This window comes from Polaromonas sp. LjRoot131 (assembly GCF_964252805.1).
GTDB lineage: Bacteria > Pseudomonadota > Gammaproteobacteria > Burkholderiales > Burkholderiaceae_C > Polaromonas.
In genome coordinates, this window is record NZ_CAXUPF020000008.1 from 25,993 (window position 1) to 49,444 (window position 23,452).

Sequence of the window (23,452 nt, forward strand, 5' to 3'; positions counted from 1 at the left end):
CAAAAACACCAGGAGACACAGCATGAACACCAAGCTCAAAAAGTGGATGGGTATTTTCTGCATGGCAGCGGCACCCGCCGCCATGGCGCAGCCCGCGCCGGCCTGCCCCGACAGGAATGTGCAGTACTGGCAGGCTTTTCCGCCGGGCGGCGAGTCCGACCTGTCGGCGCGCCACCAGCAGGTCGTGCTCAAGAAAAAATGCCCGGTGGTCGACACCATCATCCAGTACAAGGCGGGCGCGGGCGGCGGCCTGATGTGGGGCCAGATGAACAGCCTGCCCGGGGACGGCCTCAACGTCGTGGGCATCAACCTGCCGCACATCGTGTTCCAGCCCATCGAGGGCGAGGTGCAGTACAAGACCGCCGACATCGTGCCGGTGTTCTGGTTCCACTACACACCCGACGTGCTGGTGGTGCCCGAGAAAAGCCCCATCAAAACTTTCGCGGACTTCATCGCCGCCGCCAAAAAGAACCCCGGCAAGCTCAACCTGGGCGGCTCGGGCCTGAACTCGGCCAACCATGCGGCGCATGAGCGGCTCAACGCGGCCTTCGGCATCAAGAGCACCTATGTGCCTTACAAGGGCACGGGCGACATGTCCATGGCCGTGATCGGGTCGCAGGTCGACGGCGCGGTGACCTACACGCCCTTTGCCATCAGCAACAAGGGCCGGGTGCGGCCGCTCGCCGTGGCCATGGAAAAGCGCCATCCGCTGATGCCCGACGTGCCCACCTTCAAGGAGCTGGGCGTGGACTGGGTGGATGGCGCCTACCGCGGCATCGGCGTGCCCAAATCCACACCGCCGGAAGCGCGCAAGCGCCTGTCGGACCTGTGGGCCGCGCTCAACAGCGATCCCGAGATGAAAGAGCTGGCCGCGAAGAACGGCTTTGAACTGATCAGTGTGGGTACGGACCAGATGGACGCCTTCATGAAGGAGCGCATCGCCCTCTACACCGAAGGCGCGCGGCGGCTGGGACTGGGGAAGAAGTGACGCCTGGCAAACCGCTCATGCTTCCTGGAGCCGGCCTTGGTTGGCCTTAGTGAATGCTGGTGGTGTTTGAAAAGAGGTTCAGCACCACCACACCCGCGATGATCAGCGCCATGCCGACCATGCCCCAGAGGTCTATCTTCTGCTGGTGGACGAAGAAGCTGCTGATGCTGATCAGCACAATGCCCAGGCCCGACCAGATCGCGTAGGTCACGCCGGTGGGGATCGATTTCATGGTCACCGTGAGCAGGTACAGCGCCGTGCCGTAGCCGGCGATGCTGATCAGCGAAGGCACCAGCCGGGTGAAGCTCTCGCTGGACTTGAGCGCCGTGGTGGCTATGACTTCGGCAACGATGGCAATGCCCAGGGCCAGGTAGGCGTTCATACGGTTTCTGCTTTCTTCTTCAGGGGACGAGGGTGACAGGCCATTCTAGGCAGCGCCTGTTTTTGCCGTATCTCCCAAACCCCCGGGGCCAGCCGGGTTACTGCCCGGTTACCACGGCACAATCCGGGGTGGAGACATTTCAATGACCGCCGCCAAGACACCCACCCCCAACACATCCACCCCCGACGCCGCCACCCAGCCGCGCGAGTTCCTCGAGCACCTGTACCACGCCGCCGTGGCGCGCGCGCTGCCGCTGGAGAACACCGCCCGCTACCTGCCCAAACCGCCCACGCCCGAAAGCGGCGGCCGCACCATCGTGATCGGCGCGGGCAAGGCCGGCGGCTCCATGGCGCAGGCGGTCGAGGCCTTGTGGCCGGCCGACGCGCCGCTCGAAGGCCTGGTCGTCACGCGCTACCACCACATCCCGCCGCGGCCCGAGGGCCTCAAGCAGCGCATCGAGATCGTCGAGGCGGCGCACCCGGTGCCCGACGCCGCCGGGCTGGCAGCCGCCCAGCGCATCCTGGCCATGGTGCAGGGCCTGACCGAAAACGACCTAGTGCTGTGCCTGATCTCGGGCGGCGGCTCGGCCCTGCTGACCTTGCCGGCCGAAGGCCTGACGCTGGAAGACAAGCAGCGCATCAACAAGGCGCTGCTCAACAGCGGCGCGAACATTTCCGAGATGAACTGCGTGCGCAAGCACCTCTCGCGCATCAAGGGCGGCCGCCTGGCCGCGGCCTGCGCGCCGGCGCGTGTGGTGACACTCACCATCAGCGACGTGCCGGGCGACGACCCGTCCATCATCGCCAGCGGCCCCACGGTGCCCGACGCGACCAGCTGCGCCGAGGCGGTGGCCATCCTGCAGCGCTACGGCATCGAAGTGCCGGGCGCCATCATGAGCCTGCTGGAGCAGGGTGCGCTGGAAACCCCCAAGCCCGGCGACGCGGTCTTCACCGGCCATGAGGTGCACATGATCGCCACGCCCCAGCAAAGCCTGGAAGCCGCCGCTGGTGTGGCGCGCGCGGCCGGCCTGCAGGCCTACATCCTGAGCGACGAGATGGAAGGCGAATCGCGCGAGGTCGGCAAGGTGCATGCGGCGCTGGCGCGTGCCGTGGCGCTCAAGGGCCAGCCCTTCAGCCGGCCCTGCGTGATCCTGAGCGGCGGCGAGACCACCGTCACTGTCCGCAAGCAGCCCGAAGGTACGCCTCGCGGGAGAGGCGGCCGCGCCGGCGAATTCTGCATGGGCCTGGCCCTCGCCCTGCAAGGCCAGCCGGGTGTGTATGCGCTGGCCGCCGACACCGACGGCATTGACGGCGTGGAAGACAACGCCGGCGCTTTTGTGGCGCCCGACACGCTGAAGCGCGCCCTCGCCAAAGGCATGAAGCTGGACCAGTACCTGGACCGCAACGACGCCTACGGCTACTTCGACGCACTGGGTGGCCTCGTCATTCCAGGGCCGACACACACCAACGTCAACGATTTCAGGGCATTGCTGGTGCTGTAGCCGTTTAGGGCCTAAACAGGTTCTTGAGGCGTTACAGTGTGGCCTGATTGCATGAGGAGTCTGCATGTCCAACGACAAAAATACACCGTCAACTCTTGGCTCCCGCGATAAAGCCCAGATCGAGAGCGCCATCGAAAAGGTCAACCGGCAGATCAAGATACTGCGGGCCTTCAAGGTATCGGTGACGCAAACGGACTGGGACTCGAGCGTGGAGTCCTTGCAAAAGAAAATCAACACCACCCTGGCCGACAGCTTTGGCGCGGGCACGCCCGAGTACCGGCAGTTCGCCGTCGCCATACAGGATTTTCTGCTGGATAAAACCTTCGGTGACCGCTTCACGGACGACGAACGCCAGCAAAAGGTCAAGGACGGCATCGACCTGGCGACTGTTCGCGTGACTGCCGCCAAAAAACTGCTGGTCGAACACCTTGATGGCTCGGCCACCGCCGCGCCGGTGGCGGCCCCGGTTGTAGAGGCGAAACCGGTGCCGGCACCGCCTGCGCCTGAGCCCGTACCACCACCACCACCACCACCACCGCCGGCACCAACCCCCACGCCCTCATCGTCCATTCCAGAGAGGATTGCCATGCCCAAGACTGAACTCCCTTCTTCCTCTTCCGCCGCGGCGCCGGGGGCCGGTGTGGCCATCCTGGGCCTGGGTGGCGATGCCGTGGGCGAGGCGTGCGAGTTCATGGAGCAGCTGGGCCTGGAGGCGTCGATACTCGACGCCGTTTCCATCGACCAGCTGGAGGGGCTGCGCAGTGTGGGCTTCCTGCTGCTCCTGCCGGGCAACAAACCCGATTCGCCCGCGGCCATGCTGGCCATCGGCTTCATGCTGGCTGCGCTCGGCCGAAGCCGCATCGCCTGCCTGCTGTCCGAAGAGGACCGCTTGCCGGACGTCCTCAAGGGCGCGACAAGCATTGCGGTCGACGAGGCGGGCTTGTGGCGCTTGCTGCTGGCACGCGAGATGAAGCGGGCCGGCCTGGAAGTCGACCTGAACCGCGCCGTGTGAGCGCCGCGGTGCAGGGCAGCCTCAGACGGCCGTCATGCCGCCGCTGCCTGTGTCCGCCGCCAGTTCCGGCGGGTGTGTCACGATGGATTTGAGCTCCGGCCTGGCCGCCTGCAGGGCCTTGAAGTCGGGCACCGGCCGGCGCAGGCTGTCGCTGCCCTCGAACACCTGTTCCAGCGCCTGACTTGCGGCCAGCAGCTGCGCATCGCCATGCAGCCGCCCGATCACCTGCAGGCCGAAGGGCATGCCGTGTTCATCCTTGCCGCAGGGCAGGGCCAGCGCCGGGTTGGTGGCCAGCGTGACCACATAAGTCAGGCCCAGCCAGTGGTAGTAGTTGCGCATGGCCTGGCCGTCGATGTTGCCGGCGAACAGTTCCGTCCAGGGGAAAGGCGTGACCGGCGTGACCGGTGCCAGGATCAGGTCGTACTGCTCGAAGGCCTTGGCGAAGCGCCGCGAGATGCGCGTCTGCTCCAGGTGCGCCCAGGCGCGGTCGGCCAGCGTGATGGCGGCGGCGATTTCCATGTTGGCGCGCACATTGGGTCCCAGCGTTTCGGGGGCCTTGCGGTAGGTGTCGGCAAAGGCCGCGACAAAACTCTCGGCGCGCAGCGTGTCGAAGGCGCGGTCGGCGTCGCCCAGCTGCAGGTCCACCGATTCGCAGCTGGCCACCAGTGGCCGGATGGCTTCCACGCGCTGGCGGAACACCCGGCGTATCTCAGGGTCGACGATGCAAAGGCCGAAGTCTTCGGTCGTGCCGACGCGCAGCGTGGACAGGTCCGCGGGCTTGAGCGGCCAGAAGCCGGCGCCGTCCACCGGGTAGGACAGCGGGTCGCGCGCATCGGCGCCCACGCTGGCGGACATCAGCAGCGCCGTGTCGGCCACATTGCGGCCCATGGGCCCCAGCACCGAGATGACCGACCAGCCCAGCGGCCGCGCGTCGTTGGCCACCAGGCCGGGCGAGGGCCGCAGGCCGACCACGCCGCACAGCGCAGCCGGGATGCGCAGCGAGCCGCCGGTGTCGGAGCCGGTGCAGATCGGCAGCATGCCGGCCGCCAGCGCCGCGGCCGAGCCGCCCGAGGAGCCGCCCGCATTGAGCGCGGGGTTGAAAGGGTTGCCCGTTGCGCCCCAGACCGGGTTGCGGGTGTTGGCGCCCGCGCCCATGTCGGGCACATTGGTCTTGGCCGTGACGATGGCGCCCGCCGCGCGCAGCTTCGCCACCAGTGCGTTGTCCTTGGCCGGCACGTTGCCGCGCAGTCCCACATTGCCGTAGGTGGTCAAGAGGCCCGCCGTGTCCTGCAGGTCCTTCACGCCCAGCGGCAGCCCGTGCAGCGGCCCCAGCGGCCCGCCGCGCATCACCTGCGCCTCGGCCTCGCGCGCGGCCTCGCGTGCCCGCGTGAAGTCGGTCGCGCAGATGGCGTTGATGGCCGGGTTGAGGCTTTCGATGCGGCCTATGCAGGCGTCCATCAATTCCACCGGCGACACCTGGCGGCTGCCGATCAGGCGGCGAAGTTCTACGGCAGAGATGTCGGGCAGGGTGGAGGGCATAGCGTGTCTTGTTAATCAGTTTTGATTTGCGAACGTTCGGCCAAGGCTTTCATGCGCGCGATTTCGGCCGTGACCATGCCGGACCAGTCGGGAACCGCGGTGTAGCCGGGCTCGAAGCCGGCGGCCTTGAGCTTGTCCAGTGTTTCATGATTGGCCATGACCGTCATCAATGCTTTTTCGAGCCGTGCCTTGACGGGAGCCGGAACGCCCTTGGGCACCACCACGGCCAGCCAGGCGTTCATGTCGACGGCGGGGTAGCCGGCTTCGGCCATGGTCGGCACGTTCGGCAGCAGGGCGGAGCGCTTGTTCATGGCCACGGCCAGCACGCGAATCTTGCCGGACTTGAGCTGCTGCGATGCGGCGACCACGGTGTCGAAAGATACCGGGATCTGCCCGCCCATCAGGTCGGTCATCAGCGGGCCGGAGCCCTTGTAGGGCACGTGCGTCATCTTCAGGCCGGTGGCCGTGTTGAACATCGCGCCGGCGAAGTTGGAACTGGTGCCGTTGCCGAAGCTGCCGTAGAGGTATTTGTCGGGATTGGCCTTGGCGGCCGCGACGAATTGCTGCACGTCGGTGGCGGTGACCGACGGGTTCACCAGCATCGCCAGCGCCACCGAACCCACCAGGCCGATCGCCTCAAAACCCTTGGCCGGGTCGTAGGACAGCTTGGGCTGCAGCGCCGGGTTCAGCGTGAAGGTGGAGTTTGAACTCACGAGCAGGGTATAGCCGTCGGGCTTGGCGCTGGCCACCGCGGCCGCGCCTATGGCTGTGCCGGCGCCCGGCTTGTTCTCGACGACCACGGACTGGCCCAGCTGGTCGCCCAGGGCCTTGCCCAGGATGCGCGCCAGCACGTCGGCCGCGCCGCCGGCCGGGAAGGGCGCGACCAAGGTGAGGGGCCGCTCCGGAAAGTCGGCGGCGCGGGCGGGCCCGCCCACGGCTGCCAGCCCGCAGAAGATCATGCCGCCGGCGATCAGCGTGCGGCGCAGTGCATTGAATGACATGGGTAGCATGGTAGGCCTCTTTGAAGTTTCAGTCAGGGGTGGGTCGGGGAGGGCGCCGGCGTCATCGCAGGCGGGCGGGCGACAGCGCGCGGGCGTCCAGGCCCTGGCGCAGCAATTCCTCGGGCAGCGCGGCCTGGCGCAGCAGCGCATCGGCCAGCGCGCTCGCGCCCGCCGCGCTCTGGATGCCGTAGCCGCCTTGCGCCGCTAGCCAGAAGAAGCCCGGGCAGGCGTCGTCCTGGCCTATCACCATTTCGCCGTCGGGCACGAAGGAGCGCAGGCCGGCCCAGGTGCTGGCGGGGCGGCGTATGGTGAGGGTCGAGACGCTTTCAATCTGGTGAATGCCCATGGCGATGTCAAGTTCTTCGGGCACCACGTCGTGCGGCACCGTGGCGTCGGCATTGGCGGGCGAGCCCAGCAGCTGGCCCGCGTCGGGCTTGAAGTAGTAGCTTTCGTCGACGCCCACGACGGCAGGCCAGTGCGAAGCGTCCACACCCTCGGGCCCCTTGAAGGTGAAGGCACTGCGCCTGTGCGGCACCAGGCCTATGGGGCGGGCGCCGAACACGGCGGCCAGCTCGTCGGCCCAGGCGCCCGCGGCATTCACCACGGTGCGGGCGCGCAGCACCTGGCCGTCGCCCAGCTCCACCGTCCAGCAGCGGCCGTCATGCGTGGCCCGGGTCACGCCGGCGCTGGTGCGCAATTCGCCGTCCGCCCCGGCTTTCTGGCGAAAGCCGCGCAGAAAGCCCTGGTGCAGGGCATGCACGTCCATGTCCTGCGCGCCGGCGTCGTACAGCGCGCCGTGCACCAGCTCGGGCCGCAGGCAGGGCACGTGGGCCAATGTGGTGCCGGCGTCCAGGGTCACCAGGCCGGGGCAGCTTGGCGACAGTTCCTTGCGGGTGTGGGCCAGTTCTTTTTCCTGGCCGTGCGTGGCGAGGTACATCACGCCGCGCGGCTGCATCAGGTCGGGCGCGAAGCCCTCGGGCGGCTGTTCGTAGAAGGCGCGGCTGGCGCGCGTCAGCGCCCGCACCATGGGCGGGCCGTAGCTTTCCATGAACATGGCGGCGGAGCGGCCCGTCGAGTGGTAGCCCGGCTGGGACTCGCGCTCGAGCAGCGCGACGCTGCGCTGCCCGGCCAGGCGCCAGGCCAGGGAGGCGCCCGCAATGCCGGCGCCGACGATCAGGATGTCATATTCTTTCATTTAAATTCTCGCATTTGAGAATTCTCACATGCGAGAATCATGCCTGTCCAGCCGATTTACCGGGATTACGCTTGATTTGCGCCTGATTTGCGCCAAACAAAGGGAAAACACCATGGCCCCACGCCCCGCCCGCCCGCCCGCCGCCGCCCCCGAAGCGGACCGGGTGCAACTGGGCCTGAGCCTGCGCGCGCACCGCAAGGCGCGGCGGCTGACGCTCAAGGACCTGTCCGGGCGTTCCGGCGTGGCGCTGTCCACGCTGTCCAAGATGGAGCTGGGCCAGATCTCGGTCAGCTATGAAAAGCTGGCCGCCGTGGCCCGGGCGCTGTCGCTGGACGTGGGGCAGTTGCTGGACGCGCGGGCCGCGGCTCCGCAGCCTGGCGCGGCCACGCCGGTGGTGGTCTGGTCCGATGCCGGCGACGCGCCTGCGTACAGGTCGGGCAACTACGACTACCGCGCGCTGGCCGCCGCTTTCCCCGGCAAGCGCATGACGCCGATGCACGGCCGCATCCTGGCCCGGGCACGCGACCAGTTCTCCGATTTCGTCCGCCACCCGGGGCAGGAGTTCCTGACGGTGCTGTCGGGCCGGGTGCGGATCGAATTCGAAACCGGTGAAATCGTCGAGGTGGGGCGCCACGAGTCGGCTTATTTCGACAGCGGCGTCGGCCATATCTACCTGTCGCTGGGGCGCGCGGATGCGCAGGTGCTGGTGGTGATGAGCGAATAGCCGCGCGATCCGTACGTCGGCTATCGCAGGCCGGCGCGATGCCGGACGACGTCGTGGCCGCCCTCGGCCAGGTCCCAGAAAACGCCCGCCATGATCTGCAGGCCTTCACGCGCCACGCTGCCCAGCAGATGCTCATTGGGGGCGTGCTGGCTGCACGCCGGGTAGGAATGCGGGAACCACAGCGTCGGCATGCCCAGCAGCTCGGCAAACACATCGTTGGGCAGCGAGCCGCCAAAGTTCGGCAGCAGGGAAGGGGCTTTGCCGGTGCTGCGCCGGATCGAGTCCAGGCCCCAGCGCACCCAGGCGTCATCGGGGTCCAGCCGGGTGGCGGCCATGGGCTCGCCTTCGGGCTGCACGTCGATGTCGTCGAAGCCATGGGCCCGAAGGTGCTCCCGGATGTGCACCATAAAATTGCCGCTGTCGCTGCCCACGACGAAGCGTATCTGGCACAGCGCAAAAGCGTGGCCGGGAATGGCGCCGACCGGCGCGTCGGGGTTGCCGGTCTTGTAGGCCAGTACTTCCACGGTGTTCCAGCCGTAAACGCGCTCGGTGGGTGTGAGCCCGGGTTCGCCCCAATCGCTGTCGATGGCGGGGTCGCCCGGGTCGCCCCCGACGCTGATGGTCTGGAGCGCTTCCCTCACGTTGGCCGGCAGCGAGTCGGGCAGCAGCCCTTTGACCAGTACGCGTCCTTTGGCGTCCACCAGGCTGGCGATGGCGTGGGCCAGCCTGATGCCGGCGTTGCGCAGCAGGCCGCCCCAGTTGCCGGAATGGTGGCCGCCGTCCCGCAGGTGGGCCCGCAGGCTGAAGTTGAAAAAGCCGCGCGAACCCAGGAACAGGGTGGGGCTGGAGGCGGCCACGCGGGGGCCGTCGGAGGCGATGAACACGTCGGCCGCGAGCGCCTCCTGGTGCAGGGCGCAAAACTCGCGCAGGCCCGGCGAGCCGGTTTCTTCACCGGTCTCCAGGACGATCTTGACGTTGTAGCCGAGCTTTCCCCCGCGCACGGCGAGCACCTGGGCCAGCGCGGCGAGGTTGATGGTGTGCTGCCCCTTGTTGTCCGCGGTGCCGCGGCCGTACCAGCGGTCCCCTTGCACCGTGACACGCCAGGGGTCCAGGCCCTCGCGCCAGAGGCCCTCCTGGCCGCGCACCACGTCGCCGTGCCCGTAGGTCAGCACGCTGAAGGCCGCGTCGGCTTCAGTGCGCGTGGCCAGCAGGAAGGGACCGCCTCCGGCATGCGGGTTGTCAAGGATGCGGTGCGTGAAGCCGAGCTGCGCGAGTTGGGGCGCGATGTGCTCCGTCAGGTAGGCATGAAGCTGCGGCCCGCCCGCCGGGTTCTGGCTTTCGCTGCGCACAGCGACACGGCGCGACAGCGTTTCGAGGAAACGGCCGTCATCGAAATAGGCGGCCGCCCTGGCCAGTGCGTCGTCTCTGCTCATGATGGGAGCTTTTCAGTCCGAACGGATGTTGGCGCGCTGCGCGGTGGCGCGCATGATGGGAAGGTCGTGGTCTATCAGGGCCGCGACGGCGGCGGCCGGGGCGTAAGCCGGCTCCAGGCCGTTGGCCAGCAGCTTGTCCCTGACCTCCGGGTCGGCCATGGTGTTGGCCAGCGCCAGTTCAAGGCGAACCCTCACTTCGCGCGGAATGCCCCGCGGTGCCACGATGGCAAGCCAGGAGTCCGCGTCGAAGCCCGGGTAGCCGGACTCCGCGACCGTCGGCACGTTCGGCAGCAAGGTGGAGCGCCTGGCCGCGGTCACGGCAATCGGCTTGATCTTGCCGGCTTTGATTTGCGGCAGTGTGGCCGCTACCGTGTCCACGGAGAACGGGATCTGCCCGCCGACCAGGTCCGTGATGGCGGGGGCGCTGCCCTTGTAGGGCACGTGCTCCATCTTCAATCCCGTGGCGTTCAGGATCAGTTCACCCGCGAAGTGGCCCGTGGTGCCGGTGCCGAAGGAGCCGTACATGTACTTGCCCGGCGACGCCTGCACGGCCGTGATGAGCTGCTTGATGTTGGCAACAGGCACCTGCGGATTGGCCACGAGGATCAGCGGCACACGCGCCGTCAGCGCGATGGGCTCAAAGCTCTTGACGGGGTCGTAGGGAAGCTTGTTGTTGATGGCAGGGTTGACCGTGAACGTCGACCCCGAACTGATGAGCAGGGTGTAGCCGTCCGCCGGCGCTTTGGCCACGTAGCCGGCGCCCACGATGGTGCCGCCGCCGGCGCGGTTTTCAATGACGACGGGCTGCCCCAGCCGTTCACCGAGTTTCTGTCCCACCAGCCGGCCCACGATGTCGGTCGCGCCGCCCGCGGGGAAAGGCACGACCAGCGTGATGGGTTTGACCGGGTAGGCCTGCGCCCTGGCCCCCGTCGCCGCCAGCATGGCAAGTAGCAGGACGGAAAGGATGCGAACGAACTTGGGGGCTGGCTTCATGGCTTGCTTTCATCAATAAACATCAACGGCGTCGATCACGGGTAACGGGCGGAGGGGCGGGCTTTCAGCCGTTGCGAAACAGGAAGCTGTAGGCGTTGAGCGCCGGGACGCCGCCGAGGTGGGCATACAGCACCTTGGAGCCCGCCGGGAATTCGCCCAGCCGGGTCTTCTCGATCATTCCGTGCATGGACTTGCCTTCGTAGACCGGGTCGGTCAGCATGCCTTCCATGCGGGCGCACAGGCGGATGGCTTCCAGCGTTCCTTCGTTGGGCAGGCCGTATTCCGGGCCGCCGAAGCGGTCGTCCAGCACCACGTCCTTGGCCGTGATGTCGCGGCCCAGTTCGACCAGTTCGGCCGTGCCTTTGGCGATGCGCAGGATCTGGTCAAAGGTCTGCTTCGGTTTGGCCGACGCGTCGATGCCGATGACCTTGTCGGCGCGCCCATCCGCCGCGAAACCCACCACCATGCCGGCCTGCGTGCTGCCGGTGACCGAACAGGTCACGATGTAGTCGAACTTGAAGCCCAGCTCGGCCTCCTGCTGGCGCACTTCTTCGGCGAAGCTGACGAATCCCAGTCCGCCGCGCGGGTGTTCCGAGCAGCCGGCCGGAATCGGGAAGGGCTTGCCGCCGGCCTTGCGCACGTCGTCCATGGCCTGCTCCCAGCTGGGGCGTATGCCGATGTCAAAACCGGCCGCGTCCAGGCGCACGTCGGCGCCCATGATGCGCGACATTTCGATATTGCCGACCCGGTCATACACCGCGTCGGAGTAATTCACCCAGTTCTCCTGGACCAGCACGCACTTCATGCCCAGGTGCGCGGCAACGGCGGCCACCTGGCGCGTCTGGTTGGACTGGATACCGCCTATGGATACCAGCGTGTCGTAACCGCCTTCCAGGGCTTCGGGAATCAGGTACTCGAGCTTGCGCGTCTTGTTGCCGCCGAAAGCCAGCCCGCTGTTGCAGTCCTCGCGTTTGGCGAAAAGATCGACCTTGCCGCCCAGGTGGGCGCTGAGCCGCTTGAGCGGCTGGATAGGCGTGGGGCCGAAGGTCAACGAGTGGCGGGGAAATTTCTTGAGGTTCATGCGAATGGCTCCTGGGGTTAAGACGGGTCTCCAGGCATCAAGACTTGCGAATAAAGACGGCATACCCACCCTTTCTTCAATTGCTGTATTGATGCTCCGACGAAGCCAATACTAAAAACAAATGACAAAATGGTGGTTGCAAAGTTTCGTCAAAATTCAAAACTAATCTGTTTAGATAATCGATTACTATGATTTTTATTTTGTATAAATCGATATGAGCACAACAAAATTACCTGAAAAAATCAGCAAACCGGCTTCCCTCAGGGAGGCGCTGGACCGCACGGACCGGGCGATTCTCAAGGCGCTCCAGCGCGATGCCTCGGTGTCCAACGTGGCGCTGGCGGGCAAGGTGAACCTGAGCGCGCCCGCATGCCTGAGGCGCGTGGAGCGGCTCAAGGAGCTTGGCCTCATCAAAGGTGTGGTGGCGCTGCTCAATCCGCACCTGCTGGACGTCGGCATGCTGGTCATGATCGGCGTCGTGCTGGACCGGTCAACACCCGAGTCCTTCGCCAATTTCGAAAAAGCGGCGCAGACGGTGTCGGGCTGCATGGAATGCCACGTCGTGACGGGCGAGTTCGATTACTTCATGCTGGTGCGCACCCGGGACAACGACAGCTTCAATCGCCTCCATGCGGAGCAACTGCTGTATTTGCCGGGCGTGCGGCAAGTCCGTACCTTCATGGTGCTCAAGCAGGTGCTCTCGACCACCCAATTGCCGATCTAGTGCCGGCGTCAGGCTGAGAGTTTTTCCCAGCTCAGGTCAAACTTCAGCAAATACTTGCGCAGCCTGTCCGCATCGTTCACCACGCTGCGCTGCGTGCGTGAGACATTGAACAAGGCCCGCCCGGCATCGCTGAGGGATGCGCTTTTGCGGCACACCTCGATCACGGCCTGAAGCTGCAGCCGGTCAAAACAATCCAGCGTGTCCGCGGCGCCGCCCAGCAGGCCGGCGAGCGATACGGCGCCGTCGCCGCCCGCTTCCGGTTCCGTGGCCTGCCACTGCCAGCGCAGCCGCGCGATCTCCGCTTCCACCAGGCCCACGCCGATGCGGCCGTTGTCGCCCAGGGTCGCAACGCGTGTGATGGAGGCGCTGAGGTCGCGGAAATTGCCGGTCCAGACGGCCTCGCCCGACTGTGCGAAGCGCAGGTAAGCGGCGCGGGCTTCCGTGGTCATGCGGGTCTTGCGGCCCAGGTCTTCGGAGGCCAGCATGAGCTGGTGGTCCATATTGGGCTCGATGTCCTCCCGGCGCTGGGAGAGGCCGGGCAGGGTGTAGGTCCAGAGGTTGATGCGCGCGAACAGGTCTTCGCGAAAGCGCCCGCGTGCGACTTCCGAGCGCAGGTCCTTGTTGGTGCCGGCTATCAGCTGGAAGCTGCTTTCGACCTCCTTGTCGGCGCCCACGGGGAGGAAGCGTTTTTCCTCGACGGCCTTGAGCAGCATGGCCTGTTCGTCCAGGCCCAGCTCGCCGATCTCGTCGAGAAACAGTACGCCCTTGTCGGCGGTGCGCAGCAGGCCGGGGCGGTCGCTGGCCGCGCCGGTGAAAGCGCCTTTTTTATGGCCGAACAGCGCGGAGGCCGCGCCGTCGCCGTGCAAGGTCGCGCAGTTCACGTCGACAAAACCGCCGCCGACCTGATGTCGTGATTTTTTGAGTTCAAAGACGCGCCGCGCCAGCATGGACTTGCCCGCACCGGTAGGCCCGGTCAGCAGGATGGGCGCCTTGCTTTGCACGGCGATGCGTTCGATCTCCTCGATCATCGTGTTGAAGCGCGGGTTGCGTGTGGCGATACCGCTTTTGAGGAAGGAGACGGCATCTTCCTGCGCTACCGCCAGCCTAGCGTTGATGGCGTCGTAGCGCGACAGGTCCAGGTCTATGAGTTCATAGCTGCCGGTGCCCTGGCCTTGTCGCCCCCGGGGCGGGGCCGTCTGCAGCAGTACGCCGGGGATAAAGCGCGCCTCGACCAGCAAGAACAGGCAGATCTGCGCGACGTGCGTGCCCGTGGTGATGTGGGCCCAGTACTCCTCGCGTTCGGTGTCGAAAGCGTAGGCGCCCATCCAGTCATACAGCGCACCGTAGACCTCGCCGAAATCCCAGGGGTTGGCCAGGTTCATCTCGACCAGGCGGACGTCGGTGCCGGGCGAGAGCTGGACGACGTCGTCGCGCACCCGCTCGGCCAGCGGCTTGTTGCGCGCGTCGTGCATCAGCTCCAGCCGGTCGACGATGAGGTCTTCGTGCTGTGCGATCGAAACCGTGGGCCGCCATTTCTCCCAGCGCCCCGAGCCCAGGCCCGAATCAAGCTGGGTGCCCAGAAATCCCATCACGACTTTTTTCTTCATATTTCTAATGTACTAGCTTTAAAGATAGAAAAATAGGAATGCTGGTGCCTAGGGTCCGGAGGATTTGCCGAGTCGGCAAGAAAAATAATGAATCAAATCAACAGTCTTCTGAACTGGCAGGACGCCTTTGGGCAAGCTGGCACGGCGCCTGCAATAAAGAGGATGTCAGATGAGAAAGTTGTTCGCTCACAAGCAGGGGTTTCCGGGAAACCGGGCCCCGCTGGTGCGGGAGATCCGGGGCTGGTCCTTGATGTTTCCCGTATGCCGCGGCAACCGATGCGCTGGCGCCAAGGCATGTGGTCAAGGGGCGGCTCGGATAGAGGGGCCGCCCCGTCAGGTTCGATTCCTGATGCCATTGTTCTGTAGCTCAGATGGTTAGAGCACCGTGTTTTTAACATGGCTGTCGCGGGTTCGATTCCCGCCGAACGCTGACGTAAAAAATCAGCTTTATTGGAAGTGAAACGTGCCGCGAGTGGGAAAAGTGGATGCAAGGTGCAGCGGGAAACCGGGGCGGCTTGCGGGGCCAGCACCCACCGGCAACAGCTGCCAGTGCGAAGGTACTGCAGCACCGGACAGTGAAGACGCCCGGCGTGACATCGAAGGATTCACGTTCAGGCCCCTCACCTGAAAGTGCCCGCACCCCAAGTCCGCACCTGTTGCCGATGCGGACTATTGCTTTGTTGAATTGAAAAAGTAACGCAAAAGAATAAGGAAGAAGAAAAATGTTCGGATTGAAACAATACAAGGTCAAGAAAAACGAACGCGGCCTGTTGCTGCGCAATGGCGATTTTGAGCGCGTGCTGCAGCCCGGCAAACACTGGGTGTATGCCGGCGCCGACCAGGTCCGCGTGGAGACCTTCGCGATGGAGCAGGCAGCCTTTACGCACGGCCTGGCCGATTACTTCATGGCCAAGGAGCCCGCTGTCGTGGCCCAGGAGTTTGTGCTGGCCGCGCTGTCGGATTCGCAGGCAGGCCTGCGCTACGAGAACGGCTCGCTGGTGGAAGTGCTGGCACCCGCCACCCGCAAGCTGTACTGGAAAGGCCTGAACGACATCCGCATTGATGTGGTCGAGATCGACCAGGGCGTGGCGGACAGCGAAAAGCTGCCGGCCGGCCTTGTGGCCGCGCTGGGCCAGAGCCAGCTGCGCCAGCGCGCGGTCAAGGGCCTGGAGGGCGTGCTGCTGGTGCAGGTGCCTGACTTCCATGCCGGCGTGTTGACGCTGGACGGCAAGGTGGCCGGGCTGCTCGGCGCCGGGGCTTATGGTTTCTGGCGCTACGGCCGCAAGGTGGAGGTGGAATGCATTGACCTGCGCTCCCAGGCGCTCGAAGTGAGCGGGCAGGAAATCCTCACGCGTGACAAGGTGAGCCTGCGCCTGAACCTGACGGCCACCTGGCGCTATGAGGATGTGCTCAAGGCCTTCGCCCAATGGGGCAAGCCCTCGGAGCAAATCTACCGCGAACTGCAGCTGGGCCTGCGCGCGGCCGTGGGAACCCGCACGCTCGACGAGTTGCTGGAGAACAAGGCCGCGCTGGACGACATCATTGCCGGCCACACCCGTGAGCGACTGGCGGGCGCCGGCTTGAAGCTGGAAAGCCTGGGTGTGAAGGACATCATCCTGCCCGGCGAGATGAAGGCCATCCTGGCGCAGGTGGTGGAAGCCGAGAAATCGGCCCAGGCCAATGCGATCCGCCGCCGCGAGGAAACCGCCGCAACGCGATCCCTGCTGAACACGGCCAAGATCATGGAGGACAACCCGATTGTCCTGCGCATGAAGGAGCTGGAGACGCTGGAGCGTGTGGCCGAGCGTATCGACAAGATCTCCGTGTTCGGAGGTCTCGACCAGGTGCTCAACGGGCTGGTGAAGCTGCGTTGAGTTGACGGGTTCTGAGAAAAAGAAAAAGGGCGCGCTGGCACAGAAGGGAGCGCCACTGCCAAAAATGTTGATTGCCGGCAGGCCGGGTAACACCGGGTGCGGCGCGAAAGCCGGTTGACGGGCAAGGTTGAGGATGCAGGTGCTGGCTCCGATGACGGGTCTGCCACTGGCGCGCGTTTCCAACCGTCAGCTGGGCCACCGGCGTAAAACACCGTGGTCGCCGTATTGATGCGGGTTCGAATCCCGCCGTGTCCACCAGTTGAATGAATGTTGTTGAACAGAAAGAAGATCATGTTGAAAGAAGATCGCACCCGGGAGCGGATCGGCTACGTGCTGAGCGGCGCTGGCTGGGCCACGTTCAGTTTTCGTGCCGACGCAGAACCCATGGCGTTTGCCGTGTCGTACCTGCACGATTCGTTGGGCGACCTCGCACGCATGGGGGTTGACCTGGTGAAGGGCGCTCAGAGCGCCACGGCGGTCTTCATGGATGAGCCAGGCGAAGTCCAGTTGATGGTGACGGGCGACAAGGACGACCTGAGCTTCGAGTTGCGCAGTTACGCTGACTGGGCGAGCTGGGGAATGACAGCCACCGAGGACTATGCGGTGCCGGCAAGCGGGCGCATCCGGCGTGTGGATCTGGTGCGTAACATCCATACGATCCTGGAACGTATCTATGTGGAACTGGGGCCTGCGAAGTACCGCGAGCTCTGGGTGGAGCACGATTTTCCGCTCCGCGCGTACGAACAGCTCACTGCGGCATTCAAGAAGTAGCCCCGGGCTTCCTACAAGTAGAAGACAAACAGAAAAGAGAGAAAAAGAAAATGGAACAGAACTACCAACAACACGAAGTCACCGGCGGTGTGCCGGTCAAGATGTGGACCAAGGGCGTGCCGGTGGAAGCCCAGGCTCTCAAGCAGCTCGAAAACTCGGCACGCCTGCCCATCGTGTTCAAGCACGTGGCCGTGATGCCCGACGTGCACTACGGCCTGGGCGCCACCATCGGCAGCGTGATCCCGACCTTCAAGGCCATCATTCCGGCGGCGGTCGGTGTGGACATCGGTTGCGGCATGATGGCCTGCAAGACCACGCTGCGCGCTGAAGACCTGCCCGACAACCTCGGGCCGCTGCGTACGGAAATCGAAAAAGCCGTGCCGCACGGTTCCGCGCCCAAGACTTATCGCAGGAACGGCTCGGTGCGCGAAGTCGGCGCCTGGACGAATCCGCCGAGTGCGGCCGATGCGGCCTGGGGCCAACTGGTCGATGAGTTCGAGGCGCTATGCCTGGATTACCCGCGCCTGAAGAACACCAACAACCACCGCCACATGGGAACCCTGGGCGGCGGCAACCACTTTGTCGAGGTCTGCCTCGACGAAAGCGGGGGGGTGTGGATCATGCTGCACAGCGGGTCGCGCGGCGTGGGCAATGCCATCGGCACCCACTTCATCGAACTGGCCAAGAAGGATGCGGAACTGCACCAGCGCAACCTGCCTGACAAGGACCTGGCTTACCTCGAGGAAGGTTCGCAGTACTTCGGCGACTATGTGCGCGGCGTGGGCTGGGCGCAGAAGTTTGCGCGGCTTAACCGCGAGGTGATGATGCAGGCCGCCATCGGCGCGCTGCGCAAGGTGATCAGCAAGCCTTTCGAGACGCACCTGGAGGCGGTGAACTGCCACCACAACTATGTGCAGAAGGAAACGCACTTTGGGCAGGAGGTGTTTGTGACCCGCAAGGGCGCCGTGAGCGCCAAGGCGGGAGAGCTCGGCATCATTCCCGGCAGCATGGGCGCCAAGAGTTTCATCGTGCGCGGCAAGGGCAACCCGGACAGCTTCATGAGCTGCAGCCACGGGGCAGGCCGCACCATGAGCCGTACCCAGGCCAAGAAGATGTTCACGGTGGACGACCAGATCAAGGCCACTGAAGGCGTGGAATGCCGCAAGGACGCCGACGTGATCGACGAGATCCCGATGGCCTACAAGGACATCGATGCCGTGATGCTGGCGCAAAGCGACCTGGTGGAGGTGGTTTACACCCTCAAGCAGGTGGTGTGCGTGAAGGGCTAAGGCGCGCCTCCTCCGGGAGGCGCCGCAGTTCCCGGAAACTGATAACAAGAAGACAGAAAGAAGAAAAAAATGATTGAACTCGATGGCTCGCAAGGCGAAGGCGGCGGGCAGATCCTTCGCACCGCACTGGCGCTGAGCCTGGTGACGGGCAAACCCTTTCGCATGGACAACATCCGCGCCAAACGGCCCAAGCCGGGCCTGATGCGCCAGCACCTGGCCTGTGTGAACGCCGCCGTGGCCGTGGGCGGTGGCCTGGGCCACAGCACGGCCCTCAATGCCGCCGGCCAGTCCGTGCAGATCGGTGAAACCACGCTGCTGTTCACCCCCGGCGAGGTGCGCGCGGGCGATTATGAATTTGCGGTCGGCTCGGCCGGCAGCTGCATGCTGGTGCTGCAGACCGTGCTGTGGCCGCTGCTGCAGGCCAAAGAGGCTTCCACGCTGCAGCTCAGCGGCGGGACGCACAACCCGATGGCGCCTTCGATTTCCTTTCTGACCCTGCTGGCGCCTTACTTCTCGGGCGGCGGCGATGCGCTGTTTGAGATTGAACTGCGCCGGCACGGCTTTTACCCCGCCGGCGGCGGAGAAGCGCGCGTGCGCCTGCATCCACCCGCCCGTGGTTTTGCCGCCATCGACATCATGCAGCGCGGTGCGCTGCTGGAGGCCTATGCCGAATGCCTTCACGCAGGCCTTCCCGGGGGCGTGGCCGAACGCGAGCTTGCCGTGCTGCAGCAGGGGCTGGGCTGGGATGAAAGCTGCCTGCGTAACCGCGGGCTGCGCAACAACGAAGGGCCGGGCAATGCGCTGCTGGCCGTCCTGCGCTATGAGCACATCACTGAGGTGTTCGCGGCCTATGGCGAAAAGACCGTCAGCGCCGAGCAGGTCGCCCGCCGTTTGCTGCAGGAGGTCAGGGACTACCTGGCGCACCAGGCACCGGTGGGCCCGCACCTGGCGGACCAGCTGATGATTCCGCTGGCCCTGGCGGCGATGCAGGGCAGGGTGGGCCGCTACTGGGCGACGGAGCTGACCGAGCACACCCGCACCAATGCTCGCACCATTGAGGCCTTCCTGCCGGTGAGGTTCTCTTTCGAGGCGCTGGAGGGCGGCACCGTGATTTCGGTGTCCACCTGACTGGTAGGACGACCCCGCGGCAGGCTAGATTCAGCGTGCCGCGGATTTTGTTGTTGCATCGTCCAGCAGCACGGCGGAGTCTCTTCGCATCAAAACGTGCACCAGCCAGGCGAACCACGCAGCGGCAATCGCCGCCGCAATCCACACCAGCATCTGCCCCAGCCGCGCCTGGTCGTCCAGCAGGTAGGCGTTGCAGACGCGCACCGGTGAGTTCTCATAGAGGTTGCCCACGACCGCCATCATGGGCAGCACATTGCCCAGGAAGAAGCCCTGCACCAGCAGGCCCGCCGCCCGCCATGACAGGCGCAGGGCGGCGCCGCAGCCCAGCAGGGCCAGGGATTTGAGGATTTCGATGCGGCCATCCACCAGCGCCAGGTCCAGCACGCGGGGAATCATCAATATCGCGAGCATCAGCGCGGTGGCGAACAGGCCGCTGATGCCGTGGGCGTTCCACAGATTCAGCCGCGCCTGCCCGCGGCTCGGTACTGCCGCGGCGAATAGCCAGCCGGCCAGCATCAGCAAGGGGTATTGCACCAGCATATGGCGTGTCATGCTGGCTTCCAGCCCCTGCCGCACACCGGGCAAAGCCAACAGGAACAGCAACGCCACGGCCATACCGGCCAGGGCGCCGCGCGAAGGAACAGCCGGCATCTTCATGGCGCCGGCGCGGTGGCGCCCGCCAGGTGCTGCGCATAGTCGAGCGCGAGTTGCTGCTCCGCGTAATCAAAGATGCGGACCAGCCGGCCCTTCTGGTCGATGATGAGAAAGGCCGCGTTGTGCTCAAAATCGCCGCGTCCGTCGGGGACCACCACAACCTGGAAATCCGCCAGCAGGCGCTGGGTTTCCTGCGGGTCCCGCACACGCACAAAACGCCACAGTGCCGGGTCGGCACTTAATTTCGACGCATAGGCTTGCAGCACGCCGGGCGTGTCATGCACGCCATCGAAGCTGATCGACAGCAACTTGACCTTGCCACCCCGTTCCCGCAGCGCCGCCTGCATTTGCTGGAAGCTGCTGCCCATCGCCAGGCAGACAGTCTGGCAACGCGTGTAGACAAAATCCACCAGCGTGACGGACTGTCCGTCGGCCAGGTGCTGCGACAGCGCCTGGGGCGCGATGCCGGGCCCGTCGACGCTGACCGACGGGGCTGGCACCGGTTGCAGGGCGACTTCAAGCCGGCGCGCGCCTTCGGCGGTCCAGACCTGGAAGTCGTGCGTCAGCCATGCGGCGGCGGCATAACTCACCAGGGCCAGCATGGCGCTCAGCAAGGCGGTGCGAAACATCGGAAGGCTCAGGAGGCTTTGGCCGTCAGCGCCTTGAGTTCGGCGCCGCCGTTAAAGGGTGCGGTGCGCGTGCCGGCCTTGCGTTCGGCTTCGAACAGCTCGGGCTTGATGGCGCCGGCCTTGTTGGACCATTCGGCGCGGATGTAGCTCGCCACCGCCGCAAGTTCGGCGTCGCTGAGTTGCGCGAAGGCCGGCATGGCGCCCTTGAAGCTGTTGCCCATGACCGTGATCTCCCCGGTGACGCCGTGCAGCAGGATGTTGGCCACGGTGCGTTCGTCGCCAGTCACCCATTCGGAGCCGTCCAGCGGCGGGAACACCCCCGGCAGCCCTTTGCCGCTGGCCTGGTGGCAGGCCACGCAATTGGCGGTGAACAGCTGTTTGCCGTTGGCGGTGGTGGCAGCGCCGGGGGCCGGGCCGGCCAGGTCCGCCAGGGTGCGCCTGTCGCCGAGGTCGGCCCGGCCGAAAGAGCCGGACAGCACGATGTAGCCCGCGCCCCACAGCACCAGGGCCGCCGCCCCGATCAGGAAGAGCCGCGGGATGGGCTGGCCCTTCTCGGAGGGTTCGGCCTGTTCGCGCTCCTGGGCCCGGCTCTCGGATGTCTTGTCGTTCAGCATGGGGTCACCTTGTGGGGCTCAGGGCTTGGGGGCGGGCGGCAACACCGGGTAGGTGTGGTTCAGGCCCTGCAGGTACTTGACCAGGTCCAGCGCCTGGGGTGTGGGCACCACCACCTGGCCCACGTTGGGCCCATAAGGAGGCGGCAGGGCCAGCGGCTGCTCGCCCTCACTTTCCGCATCCTTCGCGTCCTTGACGGTGAAGAGGTAGGGATAGGACGGCATGATGGAGCCGGGCACGTAGGCGCGCGGCTGGTAGAGGTGTCCCAGGTGCCAGTCCTTGCTCGGCTGGCGCGCGCCGATGTTGAACAGGTCCGGCCCGGTGCGCATGCTGCCCAGCAGGTGGGGCTTGTCGTAGAAATAGTCGGCCGGCACCGAGGCCCGGCCCCAGCCGCGTTCCGCATCGGGGCCGAAGTTCCGGTCGCGCGGCTGCTGGCTGTGGCAGTACACGCAGCCGTTGGCGATGTAGACCTCGCGTCCGCGCAACTGGGCGCTGGTGTAGCCCTTGAGCTGCGGCGGCGGCTTGATGTCGCGCACTTGCATGTAGGGCATGACCACCAGGGCCGCGGTGGCGACACCCAGTGCCACCATGGCGCCCGATGCCAGTTTGACTTCATTTTCCATGTGGGGCTCCCAGTTCCGCGCTTCGCGTGTCGTTGGGCCAGAACAGGGCGGCGCCCGCGCGGCCCGGCCCGAAGCGCAGCGCCATGGCCAGGAAATGGCCGACGAACACCAGGTGGCTGAGCACCATCAGGCTGCCCCCGACGGATCGCCATTGGAGGTAGGGCAGGGTGACTTCGACCGAGGCCATGAAGGGCTGCGCGGCGTCCAGCATGGCCACGCCCTGGAGCCAGCCGCCTATGGTGAGTCCGACGAAATAAATCATGGCCCCGACGGCCGCCAGCCAGAAATGCAGGGTGATCAGCTTCGGGTAGGGCCACTCCCAGTTCAGCACCCGGGGCATCATGAAGTAGATGGCGCCGAACAGCACCATGGTGACGAAGGCGTAGGCGCCCAGGTGCGCATGGGCCACCGTGAAATGGGTGAAGTGGGTGACCTGGTTGACGCTGCGCAGCGCCTCCAGCGAGCCCTGCAGCGAAGACGCCAGGTACATCAGCCCGCCGAACATCATGAAGCGCAGCGTCGGCGAATAACGCGCCAGGTGCATGCGCCCCTGCAGCGTGGCGCCCATGTTGATGCTGAAGGCGATCACGGGAATCACCATCATGATGCTCTGTACGATGGACAGCGTGACCAGCCATCCCGGCACCGGGCCGCCTATGAGATGGTGGCCGCCGACCTGGCCGTAAAAAAACGCCAGCGTCCAGAAGCCCAGCAGCGAGAGGTTGTAGGAGCGTATGGGCCGGCCAATGATTTTGGGCAGGAAGTAATAGATGGCGCCCACGCTGACCGGCGTGAACCACAGGCCCAGCACGTTGTGGCCGTACCACCAGTTGGTGGTGGCCTGCTGCACGCCGGTGTGTACGCCGGGCATCTTGCCGACCAGGAAGAGCAGGGCGATCCATAGAAGCGCGGCCGTCATGTACCAGACGCTGACATACAGGTGCGAGACCTTGCGGTTGACCAGCGTGAACAGCACCGGCAGGATGACGAGCGCAAAACCGGCGAACATGAAAATCGCGATCTGCCACGGGATTTCCAGGTACTCCATGCCGTCGTTCCAGCCGGTGGCGATGGCGCCTATGCCGCCCGCGATGCCCATGTTGATGAGCGCGCCGCCCAGCATGACCCAGATGGCGCCATACAGCCGGGTGCGCAGCAGGCGCGGCAGCAGCCACACGATCATGCCCAGCGCGGCATTGGTGATCCAGCCGTAGAGCACGCCGGTCAGGTGCACCGTGCGGATGCGGCCGAAGGTCAGCCAGGCGTAGTCGGTCAGCCAGTCGGGCTCATGCAGCTTGATGGACGAGACCAGGCCGGCCGCCGAGCCCACCACCAGCCACAGGCAGGCAAAGGTGATGAACATGAACACCGGGAAGGCGGTGGATCGGTCGGAGCTGATGCGGTCCAGCAGCTCGGCCGCATCGGCCGCGTGCGTCTGGATGCCGCCTTCCTTCACCGCCTGCTGCATGGAGGCCTGTGCGGCGTCCTGCAGCGCCGGGTCGTCTACCTGGCCGACTTCGCCGCGCGCGAAGATCACCGAGGCGGCCGTCGGGTTCTCCACCAGCAGTCCCTTGCGCAGGGACCAGATAAACACAAACAGGCCGATGATGGAAAGCAGGAAGGCGCCCAGCAGGCTGACGACGGCGCTGTCCATTACGCGGCTCCTTCAGCGGGTGCCTGGCGCGCGGGGCG

22 protein-coding genes and 1 tRNA gene are annotated in these 23,452 nt (G+C 65.7%); 10 read left to right on the forward strand and 13 right to left on the reverse strand.

Annotated elements, in window-relative coordinates; genetic code table 11:
• The first annotated feature begins 22 nt into the window (after positions 1 to 22).
• Complete coding sequence (locus tag ACSQ27_RS23730; RefSeq protein WP_436157957.1) at positions 23 to 988, forward strand: tripartite tricarboxylate transporter substrate binding protein; 966 nt, start codon at positions 23 to 25, stop codon at positions 986 to 988.
• A 46-nt stretch (positions 989 to 1,034) separates the two neighbouring features.
• Here the strand turns inward: ACSQ27_RS23730 and ACSQ27_RS23735 are convergent, their stop codons facing one another.
• Entirely contained in the window at positions 1,035 to 1,370 is a 336-nt protein-coding gene (locus ACSQ27_RS23735) for a DMT family transporter (RefSeq protein ID WP_436157958.1), read from the reverse strand.
• 142 nt (positions 1,371 to 1,512) lie between these two features.
• On the opposite strand from ACSQ27_RS23735, the gene ACSQ27_RS23740 reads away from it, so the two are divergent.
• On the forward strand, positions 1,513 to 2,871 hold the full coding sequence (locus ACSQ27_RS23740) for a glycerate kinase type-2 family protein (RefSeq protein ID WP_436157959.1): 1,359 nt from the start codon (positions 1,513 to 1,515) through the stop codon (positions 2,869 to 2,871).
• Between the two features lie 64 nt (positions 2,872 to 2,935).
• A complete protein-coding gene (locus ACSQ27_RS23745) occupies positions 2,936 to 3,883 on the forward strand; it encodes a hypothetical protein (RefSeq protein ID WP_436157960.1) in 948 nt (315 codons plus the stop codon).
• 21 nt (positions 3,884 to 3,904) lie between these two features.
• On the opposite strand, the gene ACSQ27_RS23750 is transcribed toward ACSQ27_RS23745, so the two are convergent.
• From ACSQ27_RS23750 to ACSQ27_RS23760, 3 genes are read right to left on the reverse strand one after another with little or no spacing between them, the layout of a single operon-like run.
• Positions 3,905 to 5,422, reverse strand: a complete 1,518-nt coding sequence (locus ACSQ27_RS23750) for an amidase (protein ID WP_436157961.1) — start codon at positions 5,420 to 5,422, stop codon at positions 3,905 to 3,907.
• A gap of 11 nt (positions 5,423 to 5,433) precedes the next feature.
• A complete protein-coding gene (locus ACSQ27_RS23755) occupies positions 5,434 to 6,432 on the reverse strand; it encodes a Bug family tripartite tricarboxylate transporter substrate binding protein (RefSeq protein WP_436157962.1) in 999 nt (332 codons plus the stop codon).
• 52 nt (positions 6,433 to 6,484) lie between these two features.
• The gene (locus ACSQ27_RS23760) at positions 6,485 to 7,618 is read right to left on the reverse strand and encodes an NAD(P)/FAD-dependent oxidoreductase (protein ID WP_436157963.1); all 1,134 of its coding nucleotides are present in this window, start codon (positions 7,616 to 7,618) and stop codon (positions 6,485 to 6,487) included.
• A 112-nt stretch (positions 7,619 to 7,730) separates the two neighbouring features.
• On the opposite strand from ACSQ27_RS23760, the gene ACSQ27_RS23765 reads away from it, so the two are divergent.
• Positions 7,731 to 8,342 (forward strand): helix-turn-helix domain-containing protein, encoded by a 612-nt coding sequence (locus ACSQ27_RS23765; protein WP_436157964.1) that lies wholly within the window; start codon positions 7,731 to 7,733, stop codon positions 8,340 to 8,342.
• 20 nt (positions 8,343 to 8,362) lie between these two features.
• Here ACSQ27_RS23765 and ACSQ27_RS23770 read toward each other — a convergent pair whose 3' ends face one another.
• From ACSQ27_RS23770 to ACSQ27_RS23780, 3 genes are all read right to left on the reverse strand, one after another.
• On the reverse strand, positions 8,363 to 9,775 hold the full coding sequence (locus ACSQ27_RS23770) for a M20 family metallopeptidase (RefSeq protein WP_436157965.1): 1,413 nt from the start codon (positions 9,773 to 9,775) through the stop codon (positions 8,363 to 8,365).
• A 12-nt stretch (positions 9,776 to 9,787) separates the two neighbouring features.
• Positions 9,788 to 10,768 carry a Bug family tripartite tricarboxylate transporter substrate binding protein gene (locus ACSQ27_RS23775; RefSeq protein ID WP_436157966.1) on the reverse strand — a complete coding sequence of 327 codons (981 nt, stop codon included), beginning with the start codon at positions 10,766 to 10,768 and terminating at the stop codon, positions 9,788 to 9,790.
• A 64-nt stretch (positions 10,769 to 10,832) separates the two neighbouring features.
• Positions 10,833 to 11,849 carry a 1-aminocyclopropane-1-carboxylate deaminase gene (locus ACSQ27_RS23780; RefSeq protein WP_436157967.1) on the reverse strand — a complete coding sequence of 339 codons (1,017 nt, stop codon included), beginning with the start codon at positions 11,847 to 11,849 and terminating at the stop codon, positions 10,833 to 10,835.
• Between the two features lie 214 nt (positions 11,850 to 12,063).
• On the opposite strand from ACSQ27_RS23780, the gene ACSQ27_RS23785 reads away from it, so the two are divergent.
• Positions 12,064 to 12,573: an Lrp/AsnC family transcriptional regulator gene (locus tag ACSQ27_RS23785; protein WP_436157968.1), complete on the forward strand. Its 510-nt coding sequence runs from the start codon at positions 12,064 to 12,066 to the stop codon at positions 12,571 to 12,573.
• Positions 12,574 to 12,581: 8 nt separating this feature from the next.
• Here ACSQ27_RS23785 and rtcR read toward each other — a convergent pair whose 3' ends face one another.
• Positions 12,582 to 14,180 carry an RNA repair transcriptional activator RtcR gene (gene rtcR / locus ACSQ27_RS23790; RefSeq protein WP_436157969.1) on the reverse strand — a complete coding sequence of 533 codons (1,599 nt, stop codon included), beginning with the start codon at positions 14,178 to 14,180 and terminating at the stop codon, positions 12,582 to 12,584.
• Positions 14,181 to 14,537: 357 nt separating this feature from the next.
• Between rtcR and ACSQ27_RS23795 the strand changes: the two genes are divergently transcribed.
• The 5 genes from ACSQ27_RS23795 to rtcA all read left to right on the forward strand — a co-directional run bounded on the left by ACSQ27_RS23795 (position 14,538) and on the right by rtcA (position 19,242).
• A tRNA-Lys gene (locus ACSQ27_RS23795) sits at positions 14,538 to 14,610 on the forward strand.
• 292 nt (positions 14,611 to 14,902) lie between these two features.
• Complete coding sequence (locus tag ACSQ27_RS23800) at positions 14,903 to 16,054, forward strand: slipin family protein (protein WP_436157970.1); 1,152 nt, start codon at positions 14,903 to 14,905, stop codon at positions 16,052 to 16,054.
• A gap of 291 nt (positions 16,055 to 16,345) precedes the next feature.
• Complete coding sequence (locus ACSQ27_RS23805) at positions 16,346 to 16,825, forward strand: hypothetical protein (RefSeq protein ID WP_436157971.1); 480 nt, start codon at positions 16,346 to 16,348, stop codon at positions 16,823 to 16,825.
• A 50-nt stretch (positions 16,826 to 16,875) separates the two neighbouring features.
• Positions 16,876 to 18,114, forward strand: a complete 1,239-nt coding sequence (locus ACSQ27_RS23810; RefSeq protein WP_436157972.1) for an RtcB family protein — start codon at positions 16,876 to 16,878, stop codon at positions 18,112 to 18,114.
• Positions 18,115 to 18,183: 69 nt separating this feature from the next.
• The gene (rtcA, locus tag ACSQ27_RS23815; protein ID WP_436157973.1) at positions 18,184 to 19,242 is read left to right on the forward strand and encodes an RNA 3'-terminal phosphate cyclase; all 1,059 of its coding nucleotides are present in this window, start codon (positions 18,184 to 18,186) and stop codon (positions 19,240 to 19,242) included.
• Between the two features lie 30 nt (positions 19,243 to 19,272).
• Here rtcA and ACSQ27_RS23820 read toward each other — a convergent pair whose 3' ends face one another.
• The 5 genes from ACSQ27_RS23820 to ACSQ27_RS23840 are packed head-to-tail and all read right to left on the reverse strand — an operon-like array spanning position 19,273 to position 23,414.
• Positions 19,273 to 19,899: a hypothetical protein gene (locus ACSQ27_RS23820; RefSeq protein ID WP_436157974.1), complete on the reverse strand. Its 627-nt coding sequence runs from the start codon at positions 19,897 to 19,899 to the stop codon at positions 19,273 to 19,275.
• Entirely contained in the window at positions 19,896 to 20,525 is a 630-nt protein-coding gene (locus tag ACSQ27_RS23825) for an SCO family protein (RefSeq protein ID WP_436157975.1), read from the reverse strand. Before ACSQ27_RS23825 ends, ACSQ27_RS23820 begins: the two co-directional genes overlap by 4 nt.
• 8 nt (positions 20,526 to 20,533) lie before the next feature.
• Positions 20,534 to 21,139, reverse strand: coding sequence for a c-type cytochrome (locus tag ACSQ27_RS23830; protein ID WP_436157976.1), 606 nt, complete (start codon positions 21,137 to 21,139; stop codon positions 20,534 to 20,536).
• Between the two features lie 18 nt (positions 21,140 to 21,157).
• Positions 21,158 to 21,760, reverse strand: a complete 603-nt coding sequence (locus tag ACSQ27_RS23835) for a cbb3-type cytochrome c oxidase subunit II (protein WP_436157977.1) — start codon at positions 21,758 to 21,760, stop codon at positions 21,158 to 21,160.
• Positions 21,750 to 23,414: a cbb3-type cytochrome c oxidase subunit I gene (locus tag ACSQ27_RS23840; protein WP_436157978.1), complete on the reverse strand. Its 1,665-nt coding sequence runs from the start codon at positions 23,412 to 23,414 to the stop codon at positions 21,750 to 21,752. The genes ACSQ27_RS23835 and ACSQ27_RS23840 overlap by 11 nt, the downstream gene beginning before the upstream one ends.
• Positions 23,415 to 23,452: the final 38 nt, after the last annotated feature.